This is a genomic window from Streptomyces sp. NPDC016845, from assembly GCF_044332585.1.
In the GTDB taxonomy this organism is placed as follows: Bacteria; Actinomycetota; Actinomycetes; order Streptomycetales; family Streptomycetaceae; genus Streptomyces.
Genome location: NZ_JBIRPI010000007.1, coordinates 173,929 through 188,910, shown reverse-complemented (window position 1 = coordinate 188,910; position 14,982 = coordinate 173,929). Strand labels below are relative to the sequence as shown.

Genomic DNA, 14,982 nt, shown 5'->3' with positions numbered 1-14,982 from the left:
ACCTCCTCCCCATCCGGATCGGACCGTTCCGCATTTCGTGCGTGACGGTCCGATATTCGGTTCGTTAGGCCGTACGAGAAGGGGACGGGCGATCGAGCAGGGGGTCGGACGGTGGGGCAGCGGTATACGCGGGAGCAGTTGGAGGATGTGGCGCGCAGGGCGGTGTCGTGGGACGAGGCGGTGCGGTTCTGCGGGGGTGAGCCGACACCACACAGCAAGCGGTATCTGCACCGGAAGATGACCGAAGCCGGGATCGACGTCTCCCACTTCCGGCACGGGGCGGTACGGCACACGGACGAGGCGTTGCGCGCAGCCGTCGCGGAGTCGTACAGCATCAGGGATGTGGTGCGGCGCCTCGGCATCAACAACGTCGGCGGCAATCAGGCACACATCGGCAGGCGGATCGCGGCGCTCGGCATCAACACCACGCACTTCGCAGCCGCCGAACGACCCACGCCCAGGCCCGGCAGGGGCCGAGCCAACATCTTGGTCCTCCGCTCCCCCGACGAGGGGCGTGTCCACGGAGTCCGCATCCGGCGGGAACTGATGCGCCTCGGCGTCGCGGAACAGTGCGCTTCTTGCTCCCGGTCGAAGTGGCGTGGGCGCCCCATCGCGCTCGAGGTCGATCACCTCAGCGGGGAGTGGTGGGACAACCGCGTGGAGAACCTGCGCCTGTTGTGCCCCAATTGCCATGCGGTCACCGACACCTACCGGGGCCGGAACCGGAGGACGGCATGAGCGACAAGTACCCACGCGAAACCCTGATCGCAGCCGCCAAGGAATCAACCAGCCTGGTCGACCTGATGCACCGGGTCGGCGCACCCATGGGCAGCGGCCCCGCCGGCTACCTCCGCAAACGCCTGGCGCACTACGAGATCGACACCTCCCACTTCAGGGAGGAGCCGCTTCCGGAACGCCCGAGGCGGTCGTACTCCGCAGAGGTACTGACGGACGCCGCAGCCCGGTCCACGAGCATTCGGGAGATGTTCCTCCACATGGGCGTCCCGCCGGAGGACGGACCCTACTGGCTCATCAAGCGGAAGCTGGCCAAGTTCGGCATCGACACAAGTCATTTCGGTCCTGGTCGAGGAAGCGTCGCCACGGCCCTCTTCCCGGAGGAGGAGTTCACCCGGGCCGTAGCCGTCTCACGCAGCCTGGCCGAGCTGATGCGCGAACTGGGCAAGCCCTCGTACGACAGCAGCGCGCGAACGAGAGCCAAGCGGAGCATCGACGCGTACGGGCTCTCGACGGAGCATTTCGTCGGGCAAGGCCATCAGGCCGGGGCCTCGTCACCGAAGCGCAGGAGCGCCACTGACATTCTGATCCGTCGGCCGCCCGGCTCGCGCCGCACGCGTACGCACCTTCTGCGCCGGGCGCTCGATGACCTCGGTGTGCCCCGCGCGTGCGCCGAATGCGGCCAAGGGCAGGTGTGGGAAGGGAAACGACTGGTCCTGGAGATCGACCACATCAATGGCGATCCGCTCGACGACCGTCGGGAGAACCTGCGCTACCTGTGCCCCAACTGCCATGCCCTCACCCGAACCTGGTGTCGTGGTGGGAGCCGCGCCCGGTAGCATGTCCGCCGAGCGGCGGTGGCGCAATGGCGACGCAGCAGACTTAGGATCTGTGGCCCTTGAACGGGCTTGAGGGTTCGAATCCCTTCCGCCGCACAGCGCATGGCCTGCGTTTCGAAGATACGAGACGCAGGCCGTTCTGCTGTCTCAGCCCACCAGCTCCCGCACCGCCGGTACCAGTGCCCGAAACGCCTTCCCCCGGTGGGAGATCGCGTTCTTCTCGGCCGGGGTCAGCTCCGCGCACGTGCGGGTGTCGCCCTCGACCTGGAGGATCGGGTCGTAGCCGAAACCGTTCGTGCCGGACGGGGCGTGGCGCAGGACCCCGCGCAGCTGGCCCTCGACGACGCGTTCCGTGCCGTCGGGGAGGGCGAGGGCGGCCGCGCACGCGAAGTGGGCCGTGCGGTGGCGGTCCTCGTCGATGTCGCCGAGCTGAGCGAGGAGGAGGTCGAGGTTGGCCTTGTCGTCGCCGTGGCGGCCGGCCCAGCGGGCGGAGAAGATGCCGGGGGCGCCGCCGAGGACGTCGACGCAGAGGCCCGAGTCGTCGGCGACGGCGGGCAGGCCGGTGGCCTTGGCGAGGGCGTGCGCCTTGAGCAGGGCGTTCTCGGCGAAGGTGACACCGGTCTCGCGGACGTCGGGGATGTCGGGGTAGGCGTCCGCGCCGACGAGGTCGTGGGGCAGACCTGCGTCGGCGAGGATGGAGCGGAGTTCGACGATTTTGCCGTTGTTGCGGGTGGCGAGGATGAGGCGGGTCATGCCCCCAGTATCGCCGCCCCCTCCGTCCCGGCCGGTGCGTCCCCGGTCCGCTACGGCGTGCAGACCTTCGTCAGCTCGCCCGCCGCGTCCGTGACCGGGGTGACGTCCGGCGTCTCGTCGCCGTTCTTGATGGCCGTACGGACGTTGTCCACTGCCTTGTTGAGGTCGTCGACCGCCTTGGACACGTCGGCGTTGTCGGTCTTGTCGCCGATCTCGTCGAGGTTGGTGTCGATGGAGGCGAGGGCCTCGTCCGCCTGGCCGGGGTCGTTCGCCGCGTTCTCGACGGCCTGCTGGAGGTCGGTGACGCTGTCGGCGATGGCGTCGGCGGTCTGGACGCAGTCGAGAGCCTTGTCGACGGCGGAGCAGCCGACGGCGGCCGGGACCGCGATCAGCGCCGCGGCGGCGACGGTTACGGCGATACGGCGGTGGCGGCGCGCGGCCATGGAACGGTCCTCCCCTGAAGTACGGACGGGTGGGCGGCGGTTGCGGCCGCGGTGTCCGCCGCGGGCGCCTGCCGTCCACCCGTACGTAGTGACGCGGTCGGCGGCTGGTTGGTTGCCGCCGTGCTTGGGACGTTCTTTACCCGCGGGGCCCGCGCAGGTGGTCCGCTACTCGCCGAGCGCCTTGCGCTGCGCCGCCGCCAGCTCGTCGCAGCCCGCGACCGCCAGGTCCAGGAGGGAGTTGAGCTCGGCGCGGTCGAACGGCTCGGCCTCGGCGGTGCCCTGGACCTCGACGAAGCGGCCGTCGCCGGTGCAGACGACGTTCATGTCGGTGTCGGCCCGCACGTCTTCCTCGTAGCAGAGGTCGAGGAGCGGGACGCCGCCGACGATGCCGACGGAGACGGCGGAGACGGTGCCGGTGAGCGGCTTGCGCCCGGCCTTGACGAGCTTCTTGCCCTGGGCCCAGGAGACGGCGTCGGCGAGTGCGACGTAGGCGCCGGTGATGGCGGCGGTGCGGGTGCCGCCGTCGGCCTGGAGGACGTCGCAGTCGAGGACGACGGTGTTCTCGCCGAGCGCCTTGTAGTCGATGACGGCGCGCAGGGAGCGGCCGATGAGGCGGGAGATCTCGTGGGTGCGGCCGCCGATCTTGCCGCGGACGGACTCGCGGTCGCCGCGGGTGTTGGTGGCGCGGGGCAGCATCGAGTACTCGGCGGTGACCCAGCCTTCGCCGCTGCCCTTGCGCCAGCGGGGGACGCCCTCGGTGAAGGAGGCGGTGCACAGGACTCTGGTGTCGCCGAAGGAGACGAGGACGGAGCCCTCGGCGTGCTTGCTCCAGCCGCGTTCGATGGTGATCGGGCGGAGCTGTTCGGGCGTGCGGCCGTCGATGCGAGACATGGGGGGAGCCTATCCGCCCGCCGGGCGCGGACGTGCGGAAGGCCGCCGGCCCGTACAGCGGCTGGGCGGCGGCCTTCGCGGTGACCTGTGCGCGGGCTTCCTCGGAGAAGTTCCGTGAGGCGGGCTTCTCGGGGGACTCCCGTGCGCGGGCCCCTCACAAGGAGGAGGGGTGTCGGGTCACATCATGTCTTCGATGTCGGCGGCGATCGGGTCCGCGTCCGTGCCGATGACGACCTGGATGGCGGTGCCCATCTTCACGACGCCGTGGGCGCCGGCGGCCTTCAGGGCGGCCTCGTCGACCAGGCCCGCGTCCTTGACCTCGGTGCGCAGGCGGGTGATGCAGCCCTCGACCTCTTCGATGTTGTCGATGCCGCCGAGCCCGGCAACGATCTTCTCAGCCTTGCTGGCCATTTCGTTCTCCCTGCTGTTCACAAGCCTGATCCCGGGCCCGCCGTGTGGGCCGCGGTGTCACGGTAACCCACGGTTGGCCCATCTTCGCGGGCGTTGGCCCCACTCGTGCCGAAAGATGACGAGCGACGACCAGCCCGTGGAGCGAGCTGTTCCGGTCCGTCCGGACTCCTGAGAATCCGTCCCGGACCCGTGCGAATCCGTTCCGCGACTGGTCTACACCAGTTTCCGACGACCGCCAAACGTGGCTTGTTCCGGGAGGACGCCCATGAGCGCGAACGCCGCCGCCGCACCTCGGCCGAGCCCCTGGCAGAACTTCTTCCAGGGGCTCCAGAAGATGGGGCGCAGCCTGCAGCTGCCCATCGCCGTGCTGCCGGCCGCCGGCATCGTCAACCGGCTCGGCCAGCCGGACGTCTTCGGCGACGACGGGCTCGGCTGGACGAACGTGGCCAAGGTCTTCGCGGGCGCGGGCGGCGCCCTGCTGGACGCCGACCTCGGTCTGCCGCTGCTGTTCTGCATCGGTGTCGCGATCGGTATGGCGAGGAAGGCGGACGGCTCGACGGCGCTCGCGGCGGTGGCGGGGTTCCTCGTCTACCGGGGCGTGCTGCACCAGTTCCCGCAGGACTGCCCGGACGGGGCGAAGTCGGTGGCGACGGGGTGCCAGGGCGCGGACGGCGTCGTCGCCGCGTTCACGTACCAGAACCCCGGGGTGTTCGGCGGCATCATCATGGGGTTCCTGGCGTCGTTCTTCTGGGTCCGCTACCACCGCACCAAGCTGGTGTCCTGGCTCGGCTTCTTCAACGGGCGCCGGCTCGTCCCGATCATCATGGCGTTCGTCGGCATCGTCTTCGCGGTGCTGTGCCTGTGGATCTGGCCGCCGATCGGTGACGGTCTGGAGAGCTTCTCCAACTGGCTGGAGGACCTGGGCGCCATCGGCTCCGGCATCTTCGGCGTCGCGAACCGTTCGCTGCTCGTCATCGGCCTGCATCAGTTCCTGAACGTGCCGCTGTGGTTCCAGTTCGGCTCGTACACGAAGCCGGACGGCACGCAGGTGCACGGTGACATCAACATGTTCCTGTCGGGCGATCCGTCCGCGGGCATCTACCAGACGGGCTTCTTCCCGATCATGATGTTCGCGCTGCCCGCGGCGTGCCTGGCGATGTACCACTGTGCGCGGCCGGAGCGGCGCAAGGCGGTCGGCGGCATGATGCTGTCGCTGGCGCTGACCTCGTTCGTCACGGGCATCACCGAGCCGATCGAGTACTCCTTCGTCTTCATCGCGCCGGTCCTGTACGCGATCCACGCGGTGCTCACCGGGGTGTCGATGGCGGTGACGTGGGGGCTCGGGGTGAAGGACGGGTTCAGCTTCTCGGCCGGACTCATCGACTACCTGATCAACTGGAGCCTCGCGACGAAGCCCTGGCTGATCATTTTGATCGGGCTGTGTTTCGCCGTCGTCTATTACGTGGTCTTCCGGTTCGCGATCACGAAGTTCGACCTGAAGACGCCGGGGCGCGAGCCCGAGGAAGAGGTCGAGGACGTCACGAAGTAGGCGTCCCTCACGCCCCCCGGAGGGCCCCTGGACCGACCGGTCCGGGGGCCTTTCTTCACGTCCGCGTCACGTGCGAATCACGCCCGAATCACGTCTGAGCCGAAGCGGACCCATATGTTCCACAACACAGAATCGGCGGGTTCCTTATCTCGCCTTCACCGTGCTACAACAGGTCTACACCACTGGGTGGTGTAGACCATCTGGCTGCTGCCCGCCTCTTCTTTCCTTTCCGTCCCCGGCAGCACCCCAGCACGTGGAGGAAGTACATGAGCACCGCCAGCGCTACGGCGGCCCCCGCAAAGAAGCGGGGCTCCGGCCTGTTCCAGGGCCTCCAGAAGGTGGGCCGCAGCCTGCAGTTGCCGATCGCGGTCCTGCCTGCCGCCGGCATCATGGTGCGCCTCGGCCAGGACGACATCTTCGGCAAGGACGGTCTCGGCTGGGACAAGGTCGCCGCGGTCTTCGGCAACGCGGGCAGCGCCATCACCGGCAGCCTGCCGATCCTGTTCTGCATAGGCGTGGCCATCGGCTTCGCCAAGAAGGCCGATGGCTCGACGGCGCTCGCCGCGCTCGTCGGCTTCCTCGTCTACAGCAAGGTCCTCCAGGCCTTCCCCGTCCACGACGCCGTCATCAACACGACGGCCAACAAGGGTGTGGACGTCGCGGCCGTCTACAACGACCCCGGTGTCCTCGGCGGCATCATCATGGGTCTGCTGGCCGCGATCATGTGGCAGCGGTTCCACCGCACCAAGCTGGTCGACTGGCTCGGCTTCTTCAACGGCCGCCGTCTCGTCCCGATCCTCATGGCCTTCGTCGGCGTCATCGCCGGTGTCTTCTTCGGCCTGGTCTGGGAGCCCATCGGCAACGGCATCACGGACTTCGGCAACTGGATGACCGGCCTGGGCTCCGGCGGCGCGGCCCTGTTCGGCGGCGTCAACCGCGGACTGATCCCGGTCGGCATGCACCAGTTCGTGAACACCGTCTCCTGGTTCCAGCTCGGCGACTTCACCGACTCCGCGGGCGCCGTCTGGCACGGCGACATCCCGCGCTTCATGCACGGCGACCCGACGGCCGGCATGTACCAGTCCGGCTTCTTCCCGATCATGATGTTCGGCCTGCCGGCCGCGGCCATCGCGATGGCGCACTGCGCCCGCCCGGAGCGTCGCAAGGCCGTGATGGGCATGATGGTCTCGCTCGCCCTGACGTCCTTCGTGACCGGTGTGACCGAGCCGATCGAGTTCTCCTTCATGTTCATCGCGCCGGTCCTCTACGTGATCCACGCGCTGCTCACCGCTGCCTCGATGGCGATCACCTGGGGCCTGGGCGTCCACGACGGCTTCAACTTCTCCGCGGGCTTCATCGACTACGCGCTGAACTGGAACCTGGCCACCAAGCCATGGATGATCATCCCGATCGGCCTGGTCTTCGCGGTCGTCTACTACGTCCTGTTCCGCTTCGCGATCATCAAGTTCGACCTCAAGACCCCGGGCCGTGAGCCGGAGGAGGAGGTCGAGGACCTCACCAAGGCGTGAGGCCCTCCCCCGCCTGAACCACGAAGGCCCGGAACCGTCCCGGTTCCGGGCCTTCGCCGTGCCATGGCGGCTCCGCGCTCGTCAGACTTCGTACGTGGCCCCCGCCACCGCCAGCTCCACCGGCCCGTCGTACACGCCCCGCGCGTCCGCGAGGTTCACCTGCGGGTCCGTCCACGGGGGGATGTGCGTGAGGACCAGCTTGCGGGCGCCGGAGCGCTGGGCCGACTCGCCCGCCTCGCGTCCGTTGAGGTGCAGCTCGGGGATGTTCTCCTTGCCGTGCGTGAACGCGGCCTCGCACAGGAACAGGTCGCTGTCCGCGGCCAGTTCGTCGAGCGCCGCGCAGGGCCCGGTGTCACCCGAGTACGTCAGGGAGCGCCCGCCGTGCTCGAGGCGGATCGCGTACGACTCCACCGGGTGACAGACCTTCTCCATCCGTACGGAGAAGGGCCCGATCTCGTACGAGCCCGGCTTCACGGTGTGGAAGTCGAAGACCTCGCTGAACGCGGAGGCCGAGGGCGTGTCGGCGTGCGCGGTGGTCAGCCGGTGCTCGGTGCCCTCCGGACCGTAGACCGGGATGGGGTCGCAACGGCCGCCCTCGTGGCGGTAGTAGCGGACGACGAAGTACGCGCACATGTCGATGCAGTGGTCCGCGTGGAGATGACTGAGGAAGATGGCGTCGAGGTCGTAGAGACCACAGTGGCGCTGCAGCTCGCCAAGGGCGCCGTTGCCCATGTCGAGAAGCAGCCGGTAGCCGTCGGCCTCGACGAGGTAGCTCGAGCAGGCCGAATCCGCGGACGGGAACGACCCCGAGCAGCCGACGACGGTGAGCTTCATAAGAGCCGGAACCTCCGCGCTGGCGGTCGGAAAGCGGGTGGGGAACGGGAGTGAGGGTCCGTCGAGCGTAAGGCGCGAAACGGTGGGTCGCTCCTCCGTCGCGGGCCGTTGTGGGCGAACTCACCTGCGCTGTCACCGGTTCGGGCGGCGTTCGCCCGGTGCACGGCCTCGCGCGTCCCACCGGTACCGTCATCAGCATGGACACGTCCTGGTGGCTCGCGCTCGCGGCCGTCGTGCTGCTCGCGCTGGTCGCGACGCTGGTCGACGGATGGGGCCGGGGTTCGCGACGGCGACGACTTCGCTCCACGTCCGCGGGGGTGCCCGGCGGGCCCCGGCCGGGCGAGATCTGGTGGGCGCTCGTGCCCTACGAGGACGGGCCCGGCGGCAAGGACCGGCCCTGCCTGGTGCTGTCCCTGCAGGGCCGCACGGCGCTCGTCGCGAAGATCACCAGCCGGCATCACGAGGAGCGGCCCGGGGTGATCGCGCTACCGCCCGGCACGGTCGACGACGTGCGGGGGCGGCGCAGCTATCTGGAGACGGACGAGCTGCGGGATGTTCCGGTACGGGACTTCCGGCGGCGGGCCGGGGTGGTGGACTCGGCGCTCTGGCGCCGGGTGCGGCATCTGGGATAGCTCCCTCAGCCCGGCCGGGGCGAGGTCACGGGGCTCCGCCCCGGACCCCGCTCCTCAATCGCCGGAGGGGCTGTTGTCGGTGCTGATCAGGCCCAGAGCTGGCCGTGCAGGACCTCGATCGCCTCTTCCGTCGTCGCCGCCGTGTAGACGCCCGTCGACAGGTACTTCCAGCCGCCGTCGGCGACCACGAACACGATGTCGGCCGACTCGCCGGCCTTGATCGCCTTCTTGCCGACGCCGATCGCGGCATGCAGCGCCGCGCCCGTGGAGACGCCCGCGAAGATGCCCTCCTGCTGGAGGAGTTCCCGGGTGCGGGTGACCGCGTCGGCGGAGCCGACCGAGAAGCGGGTGGTGAGGACGGAGGCGTCGTACAGCTCGGGGACGAAGCCCTCGTCGAGGTTGCGCAGGCCGTAGACCAGGTCGTCGTAGCGCGGCTCGGCCGCGACGATCTTGATGTCGGGCTTCTGCTCGCGCAGGTAGCGGCCGACGCCCATGAGGGTGCCGGTGGTGCCGAGGCCCGCCACGAAGTGGGTGACCGAGGGGAGGTCGGCGAGGATCTCGGGGCCGGTCGTGGCGTAGTGCGCGCCCGCGTTGTCCGGGTTGCCGTACTGGTAGAGCATCACCCAGTCGGGGTGCGTCCCGGCCAGTTCCTTGGCGATGCGGACGGCGGTGTTGGAGCCGCCCGCGGCGGGCGAGGGGATGATCTCGGCGCCCCACATGGCGAGCAGGTCGCGCCGCTCCTGGGAGGTGTTCTCCGGCATGACGCAGACGATGCGGTAGCCCTTGAGGCGGGCGGCCATGGCGAGGGAGATGCCGGTGTTGCCCGAGGTGGGTTCGAGAATGGTGCAGCCGGGCGTGAGGCGCCCGTCCTTCTCGGCCTGCTCGATCATGTGGAGCGCGGGGCGGTCCTTGACCGAGCCGGTGGGGTTGCGGTCTTCCAGCTTCGCCCAGATCCGTACGGAGTCGGAGGGCGAGAGCCGCGGCAGGCGCACCAGGGGGGTGTTGCCCACCGCGGCCAGCGGACTGTCGTAACGCATAGGTCGCTACGTCCGGCTCAGCGCGCGCCGCCGGCCACGGCCGGCAGGATCGTGACGTTGTCGCCGTCGGTGAGCTTGGTGTCGATGCCGTCGAGGAAGCGGACGTCCTCGTCGTTCAGGTAGACGTTCACGAAGCGGCGCAGCTGGCCCCCGTCCACGATGCGGGCGGCGATCCCGGTGTGCCGGGTGTCCAGGTCGGCGAACAGCTCGGCGAGGTTGTCCCCGCTGCCCTCGACGGCCTTGGCGCCGTCGGTGTAGGTGCGGAGGATGGTCGGGATGCGGACCTCGATGGCCATGCTGGTGCTCCTGTCAGGAGTCGGAAGTCGTGTGGGTGGGCGCGCGGGGGCGCCCGGTACCGGCGGGCCGGCCGTACACAGGGGTCGCGGTTCAGCGCGGACAGATGGCGCTGGCGAGGCGGCACAGGTCGACGTGCAGCCGCGCCACGAGCAGCGTGCCCGGCGTCTTTTCGCTCACGTCGTGGGAAACCATGCGCTCATCGTAACGATTCCCGGTCCGGTTCCCCGAGTGTGATCTCAGCATGCGGTCGGATTCCGTCCGGAGGGCGGGACGGGGTCGGCTTTACGCCGTGGCCTCGGCGTCTTCGTCCGTCACCTTGACGTCCTCCTCCGTCACTTCGCCCTCGACGATGCGGAAGGAGCGGAACTGGAAGGGGCCCGCGCCGTCGGTGTCGGCGGTGGAGACGAGGACGTAGTGGGCGCCGGGTTCGTTGGCGTAGGTGATGTCGGTGCGCGAGGGGTACGCCTCGGTGGCCGTGTGGGAGTGGTAGACGATCACCGGCTCCTCGTCGCGGTCGTCCATCTCGCGGTAGAGCTTGAGCAGGTCGCCGGAGTCGAACTCGTAGAACGTGGGCGAGCGGGCGGCGTTCAGCATGGGGATGAACCGCTCGGGGCGGCCTTGGCCGGCCGGTCCCGCGACGACGCCGCACGCCTCGTCGGGGTGGTCGGCGCGGGCGTGTTCCACGATCCGGTCGAACAGGTCCTTCGAAATCGTCAGCATGCGGCCAGGATAAGCAGGTGGGCCGTCGCGTACCGGAGTCCGGTACGCGACGGCCCACCTGGTGAGACCGGCTCGGTCAGGCCCGCTTGGCGAACGCGGCGCCCTGCGGGTTGCGCTTGCGCAGGAAGAAGTACGAGACGCCGAGGATGACGCCCCAGACCGGGGCCGCGTACAGGGAGACGCGGGCGTCCTTGTCGATGCCCATCATGACGATGACCATCGCGATGAACGCGAGCGAGAAGCCGCTCGCCCAGACGCCGCCCGGGGCGCGGAACTCGGACTTCGGCAGGTCGCCGCGGTCGGACTTGAGGCGGTAGCGGATCTGGCAGATCAGGATGACGATCCAGGCCCACATGCCGGAGATGGTGGCGAAGGAGACGACGTAGTTGAACGCCTCGCCGGGCCACTGGTAGTTGATCCAGACGCCGACCAGCATCATCGCGGCGGAGACGGAGGTGCCGATGAGCGGCAGGCCGTTCTTGGTCAGCTTGGTGAAGAAGGACGGGCCCTGGCCGTTGAGCGCGAGGTCGCGCAGCATGCGGCCGGTGGAGTACATGCCCGAGTTGCAGGACGACAGGGCGGCGGTCAGCACGACGAAGTTGACGATGCCCGCGCCCGCGGCCAGGCCCATCTTCTCGAAGGCGGCGACGAAGGGGCTCACGCCGGGCTGGAAGTTGGTCCACGGCACGACCGAGAGGATCATGATCAGGGCGCCGACGTAGAAGACGGCGATGCGCCACGGCACGGTGTTGATGGCCTTGGGCAGGACCCTCTTCGGGTCCTTGGACTCACCGGCGGTGACGCCGACCAGCTCGACGGCGAGGAAGGCGAACATGACCATCTGGAGGGTCATGAGGGTGTTGCCGATGCCGTGCGGGAAGAAGCCGCCCTGGTCCCACAGGTGGGCGACGGAGGCGGTGTCGCCGGCGTCGGAGAAGCCGATGGTGAGGATGCCGGCGCAGATCAGGATCATGCCGACGATGGCGGTGACCTTGACCATGGAGAACCAGAACTCCAGCTCGCCGAAGAGCTTCACGGAGATCAGGTTGGCGCCGTAGAGGATGACGGTGAAGACGAGGGCGGACACCCATTGGGGGATGTCCCACCAGTACGTCATGTAGGTGGCGGCCGCGGTCACCTCGGTCATGCCGGTGATGACCCAGAAGAGCCAGTAGGTCCAGCCGGTGACGAAGCCCGCGAAGGGGCCGATGAACTCGCGCGCGTACTCCGAGAACGAGCCGGAGACGGGCCGGTACATGAGGAGCTCGCCGAGCGCCCGCATGATGAAGAAAATGACGAGGCCCGCGATGGCGTACGCGAGGATCAGGCTGGGGCCCGCCTTGGAGATGCCCTTGCCCGCGCCGAGGAAGAGGCCGGTGCCGATGGCGCCGCCGATGGCGATCATCTGGATCTGCCGGGAGCCGAGACCCCGCTTGTAGCCCTCGCCGCCCTCGGCCGGGTCGCTCACGGCCTCATTGCCGGTGTTGTCCTTGTCGACCTGCACTGAGGTCATGATGGTGCGCCTTTCTCCATGCCGATCCGTGCCGTGCGCGGCTCGGATCGACTGTGACGATCCTTGGGAGGCCGGGCCTCCTGGATGGATGGAGCTGTTGCCTACCGGCGGTCGGCCGGTAAGGGCGCCCCCGGCGGACAGGGGTGGCGTCCGTCGGGCGGTCGTGAAGATTTATCACGCCGTTCACGGTGCACGGGCCAGGCGCCTGTGACGCGGGCCACTGGAAAAAGGGGACAAAGGGCGTTCGCAACCGCAATGGGGGTCGCCTCGGTGACGCGATCGTTATGCGGATTTGAGACACCGCTGAGCGAACACCTGGAGTTTCGCGGCTTTCACGACAGGAGCGTGTCGACCAGGGTCTCCTGGAGTCCGCCGAGCCACAGGTACGCCATCACCATCGGCTTGCGCGCGTCCTCGTCGGGGAGCCGGTAGAGGATGTCGGTGTCCTCCTCGTCGGTGATGTCGAGGCGGGTGCCGATGGCCAGGCGCAGGTCGTTCAGGGCGCGCATCCACTGGACCGACTCCTGCGGGGACAGCTTGAGGACCGCGCCGCCGTCGTCCGCGGAGGAGGCCAGCGAGTCGAGGGAGCGGACCACCGCGAGGGCGTCCTCGCGCTTGCCGGCCCGCAGGTCGTTCTCGGTGAAGCGGCGGAACTCCGAGGAGTAGGCGCGCAGCTCGTCCGCGTCGGCGGTGCTCAGGGAGTCCTCGGCGGCCGGGCCGCCGTACGCGTCCGGGAGGAGGCGGCGCAGGACCGCGTCGGTGGGCGGCTCGGTGGGGCCGTCGGCGAAGAGTTCGGCGAGCGGGTCGTCGGAGAGCTCACCGCCGGGCCCGGGGCCGATCAGCTCGAGGAGCTGGACGGCGAGCGAGCGGATGATGGAGATCTCGACGTCGTCGAGGGCGACGGCCGCGCCGCCGCCCGGGATCGGCTCGAAGTGCCCGGGCATTTACTTCCGATCCTGTTGCAGCGTGGCCCACAGGCCATAGCCGTGCATGGCCTGGACGTCCCGCTCCATCTCCTCGCGGCTGCCGGTGGAGACCACCGCGCGCCCCTTGTGGTGCACGTCCATCATCAGCTTCGTGGCCTTCTCCTTGGAGTAGCCGAAGTAGCTCTGGAAGACGTACGTCACATAGCTCATGAGGTTGACCGGGTCGTTGTGGACCAGCGTGATCCAGGGGACGTCCGGCTCGGGGACCACGGAGACATCCTCCGTCGTCTCGGGGCTTTCGATCTCAAGGGGTGCTGGAGCCGTCACACGGCCCATGCTGCCACCACCGGGCGCCAACCGCACAAACGGGCCGCTCGCGCCTGTCGCGAGGGCGTTCGCACATACGGACCCCAGAAATCGTCACCTTGACGCTAACAGGGGGTAGCATCCAGCCTATGAACACAGCGGACCTTGGCCTGCCGGTGGACGTTCCGTCGACAGCCCTCTTCACCGATCACTACGAGCTGACGATGCTCCAGGCCGCCCTGCACGGGGGCGCGGCCGACCGCCACTCGGTCTTCGAGGTCTTCACCCGCCGGCTCCCGGAGGGCCGCCGCTACGGCGTCGTCGCGGGCACCGGGCGCGTCCTGGACGCCGTGGAGAACTTCCGCTTCGACGCGGGCGTCCTCGGCTTCCTGCGCGAGCGGGGCGTCGTGGACGAGCCGACACTCGAATGGCTCGCGCAGTACCGTTTCTCCGGCGACATCTGGGGCTACCCCGAGGGCGAGGTCTACTTCCCCGGCTCGCCGATCCTGCGCGTCGAGGGCTCCTTCGCCGAGTGCGTGCTCCTGGAGACGGTGATCCTCTCCATCCTCAACCACGACTCGGCCATCGCCGCCGCGGCCTCCCGCATGTCCTCGGCCGCCGGAGACCGCCCGCTCATCGAGATGGGCGCCCGGCGCACGCACGAGCTGGCCGCCGTCGCCGCCTCGCGCGCCGCGTACGTCGGCGGCTTCGCCACCACCTCCGACCTCGCGGCCGGGTTCCGGTACGGCATCCCGACCGTCGGCACCTCTGCGCACGCCTTCACCCTGCTGCACGACTCCGAGCGGGACGCCTTCCGCGCCCAGGTCGACTCGCTCGGCGAGGGCACGACGCTGCTCGTCGACACCTACGACGTGGCCGAGGCGGTCCGCACGGCTGTCGAGACCGCGGGGCCGAAGCTCGGCGCCGTCCGCATCGACTCCGGCGACCTGCTCCTCGTCGCCCACCGGGTCCGTCAGCAGCTCGACGAGCTCGGCGCCAAGGACACCAAGATCGTGGTCACCTCCGACCTGGACGAGTACGCCATCGCCTCGCTGCGGGCCGCGCCCGTGGACGCGTACGGCGTCGGTACGCAGCTGGTGACGGGCTCGGGGCACCCGACCTGCTCCATGGTCTACAAGCTCGTCGCGCGCGCCGGGTCCGCCGACCCGAAGGCGCCGCTGCTGCCCGTCGCGAAGAAGTCGGCGGGCGGCAAGACGTCCGTCGGCGGCCGCAAGTGGGCCGCGCGCCGCCTCGACCGGGACGGCGCCGCCGAGGCCGAGGTCATCGGCACCGGCGAGGTGCCGGACGAGCTTGTCGAGCGGCAGCTCCTCGTCCAGCTGGTCAAGGGCGGCGAGGTGCTCTCCCGGGAGCCGCTGGACGCCGTGCGCGAGCGGCACATCGCCGCGCGCGACGGCCTTCCGCTGTCGGCGACGCAGCTGTCGCGGGGCGAGGCCGTCATCCCCACCGAGTACGTGTGAGCCGGGCGAGCGGCGGAGCGCCCCTGGTGCCCCCTCCCGCTCCGTACCGGAAACTCCTACGCTCTTAGTCTCCAAGCCGAAGGACACCG

At 69.4% G+C, this 14,982-nt stretch carries 18 protein-coding genes and 1 tRNA gene; 7 read left to right on the top strand and 12 right to left on the bottom strand.

Annotation, left to right across the window (positions count from 1 at the left end; genetic code table 11):
• Positions 1-111 precede the first annotated feature (111 nt).
• The 3 genes from ACH4RC_RS20365 to ACH4RC_RS20355 all read left to right on the top strand — a co-directional run bounded on the left by ACH4RC_RS20365 (position 112) and on the right by ACH4RC_RS20355 (position 1,670).
• Positions 112-738: an HNH endonuclease gene (locus ACH4RC_RS20365; protein WP_398202649.1), complete on the top strand. Its 627-nt coding sequence runs from the start codon at positions 112-114 to the stop codon at positions 736-738.
• Positions 735-1,574, top strand: coding sequence for an HNH endonuclease (locus ACH4RC_RS20360; protein WP_398202647.1), 840 nt, complete (start codon positions 735-737; stop codon positions 1,572-1,574). Before ACH4RC_RS20365 ends, ACH4RC_RS20360 begins: the two co-directional genes overlap by 4 nt.
• A gap of 12 nt (positions 1,575-1,586) precedes the next feature.
• Positions 1,587-1,670 (top strand) — tRNA-Leu (locus tag ACH4RC_RS20355).
• A gap of 51 nt (positions 1,671-1,721) precedes the next feature.
• On the opposite strand, the gene rdgB is transcribed toward ACH4RC_RS20355, so the two are convergent.
• The 4 genes from rdgB to ACH4RC_RS20335 form a co-directional block, all read right to left on the bottom strand.
• Positions 1,722-2,327, bottom strand: coding sequence for an RdgB/HAM1 family non-canonical purine NTP pyrophosphatase (gene rdgB, locus ACH4RC_RS20350; protein WP_398202645.1), 606 nt, complete (start codon positions 2,325-2,327; stop codon positions 1,722-1,724).
• Between the two features lie 50 nt (positions 2,328-2,377).
• Positions 2,378-2,770, bottom strand: a complete 393-nt coding sequence (locus ACH4RC_RS20345; protein WP_398202642.1) for a hypothetical protein — start codon at positions 2,768-2,770, stop codon at positions 2,378-2,380.
• Between the two features lie 165 nt (positions 2,771-2,935).
• On the bottom strand, positions 2,936-3,661 hold the full coding sequence (rph, locus tag ACH4RC_RS20340; protein WP_398202640.1) for a ribonuclease PH: 726 nt from the start codon (positions 3,659-3,661) through the stop codon (positions 2,936-2,938).
• A 177-nt stretch (positions 3,662-3,838) separates the two neighbouring features.
• A complete protein-coding gene (locus ACH4RC_RS20335) occupies positions 3,839-4,093 on the bottom strand; it encodes a glucose PTS transporter subunit EIIB (protein WP_398202638.1) in 255 nt (84 codons plus the stop codon).
• Between the two features lie 244 nt (positions 4,094-4,337).
• Here ACH4RC_RS20335 and ACH4RC_RS20330 point away from each other — a divergent pair, with 244 nt between their 5' ends.
• Both ACH4RC_RS20330 and ACH4RC_RS20325 read left to right on the top strand, forming a co-directional pair.
• Positions 4,338-5,621 carry a PTS transporter subunit EIIC gene (locus tag ACH4RC_RS20330; RefSeq protein WP_398202635.1) on the top strand — a complete coding sequence of 428 codons (1,284 nt, stop codon included), beginning with the start codon at positions 4,338-4,340 and terminating at the stop codon, positions 5,619-5,621.
• A 266-nt stretch (positions 5,622-5,887) separates the two neighbouring features.
• Positions 5,888-7,150, top strand: coding sequence for a PTS transporter subunit EIIC (locus ACH4RC_RS20325; RefSeq protein WP_398202633.1), 1,263 nt, complete (start codon positions 5,888-5,890; stop codon positions 7,148-7,150).
• 81 nt (positions 7,151-7,231) lie between these two features.
• Here the strand turns inward: ACH4RC_RS20325 and ACH4RC_RS20320 are convergent, their stop codons facing one another.
• Entirely contained in the window at positions 7,232-7,984 is a 753-nt protein-coding gene (locus ACH4RC_RS20320) for an MBL fold metallo-hydrolase (RefSeq protein WP_398202630.1), read from the bottom strand.
• 197 nt (positions 7,985-8,181) lie between these two features.
• Between ACH4RC_RS20320 and ACH4RC_RS20315 the strand changes: the two genes are divergently transcribed.
• On the top strand, positions 8,182-8,616 hold the full coding sequence (locus ACH4RC_RS20315) for a type II toxin-antitoxin system PemK/MazF family toxin (RefSeq protein WP_398202627.1): 435 nt from the start codon (positions 8,182-8,184) through the stop codon (positions 8,614-8,616).
• 86 nt (positions 8,617-8,702) lie between these two features.
• Here the strand turns inward: ACH4RC_RS20315 and ACH4RC_RS20310 are convergent, their stop codons facing one another.
• From ACH4RC_RS20310 to clpS, 7 genes are all read right to left on the bottom strand, one after another.
• A complete protein-coding gene (locus tag ACH4RC_RS20310; protein ID WP_398202625.1) occupies positions 8,703-9,653 on the bottom strand; it encodes a PLP-dependent cysteine synthase family protein in 951 nt (316 codons plus the stop codon).
• 17 nt (positions 9,654-9,670) lie between these two features.
• Entirely contained in the window at positions 9,671-9,949 is a 279-nt protein-coding gene (locus ACH4RC_RS20305) for a MoaD/ThiS family protein (protein ID WP_398202622.1), read from the bottom strand.
• A gap of 91 nt (positions 9,950-10,040) precedes the next feature.
• The gene (locus ACH4RC_RS20300; protein WP_018531834.1) at positions 10,041-10,142 is read right to left on the bottom strand and encodes a putative leader peptide; all 102 of its coding nucleotides are present in this window, start codon (positions 10,140-10,142) and stop codon (positions 10,041-10,043) included.
• A 90-nt stretch (positions 10,143-10,232) separates the two neighbouring features.
• Positions 10,233-10,670 carry a Mov34/MPN/PAD-1 family protein gene (locus ACH4RC_RS20295; RefSeq protein WP_398202619.1) on the bottom strand — a complete coding sequence of 146 codons (438 nt, stop codon included), beginning with the start codon at positions 10,668-10,670 and terminating at the stop codon, positions 10,233-10,235.
• A gap of 76 nt (positions 10,671-10,746) precedes the next feature.
• Positions 10,747-12,183: an amino acid permease gene (locus ACH4RC_RS20290; protein ID WP_398202617.1), complete on the bottom strand. Its 1,437-nt coding sequence runs from the start codon at positions 12,181-12,183 to the stop codon at positions 10,747-10,749.
• A 332-nt stretch (positions 12,184-12,515) separates the two neighbouring features.
• Positions 12,516-13,127, bottom strand: coding sequence for a DUF2017 domain-containing protein (locus ACH4RC_RS20285; protein WP_398202614.1), 612 nt, complete (start codon positions 13,125-13,127; stop codon positions 12,516-12,518).
• Positions 13,128-13,445, bottom strand: coding sequence for an ATP-dependent Clp protease adapter ClpS (gene clpS, locus ACH4RC_RS20280; RefSeq protein WP_398202611.1), 318 nt, complete (start codon positions 13,443-13,445; stop codon positions 13,128-13,130).
• A 119-nt stretch (positions 13,446-13,564) separates the two neighbouring features.
• Here clpS and ACH4RC_RS20275 point away from each other — a divergent pair, with 119 nt between their 5' ends.
• Entirely contained in the window at positions 13,565-14,893 is a 1,329-nt protein-coding gene (locus ACH4RC_RS20275) for a nicotinate phosphoribosyltransferase (RefSeq protein WP_398202610.1), read from the top strand.
• The last annotated feature ends 89 nt before the right edge of the window (positions 14,894-14,982 follow it).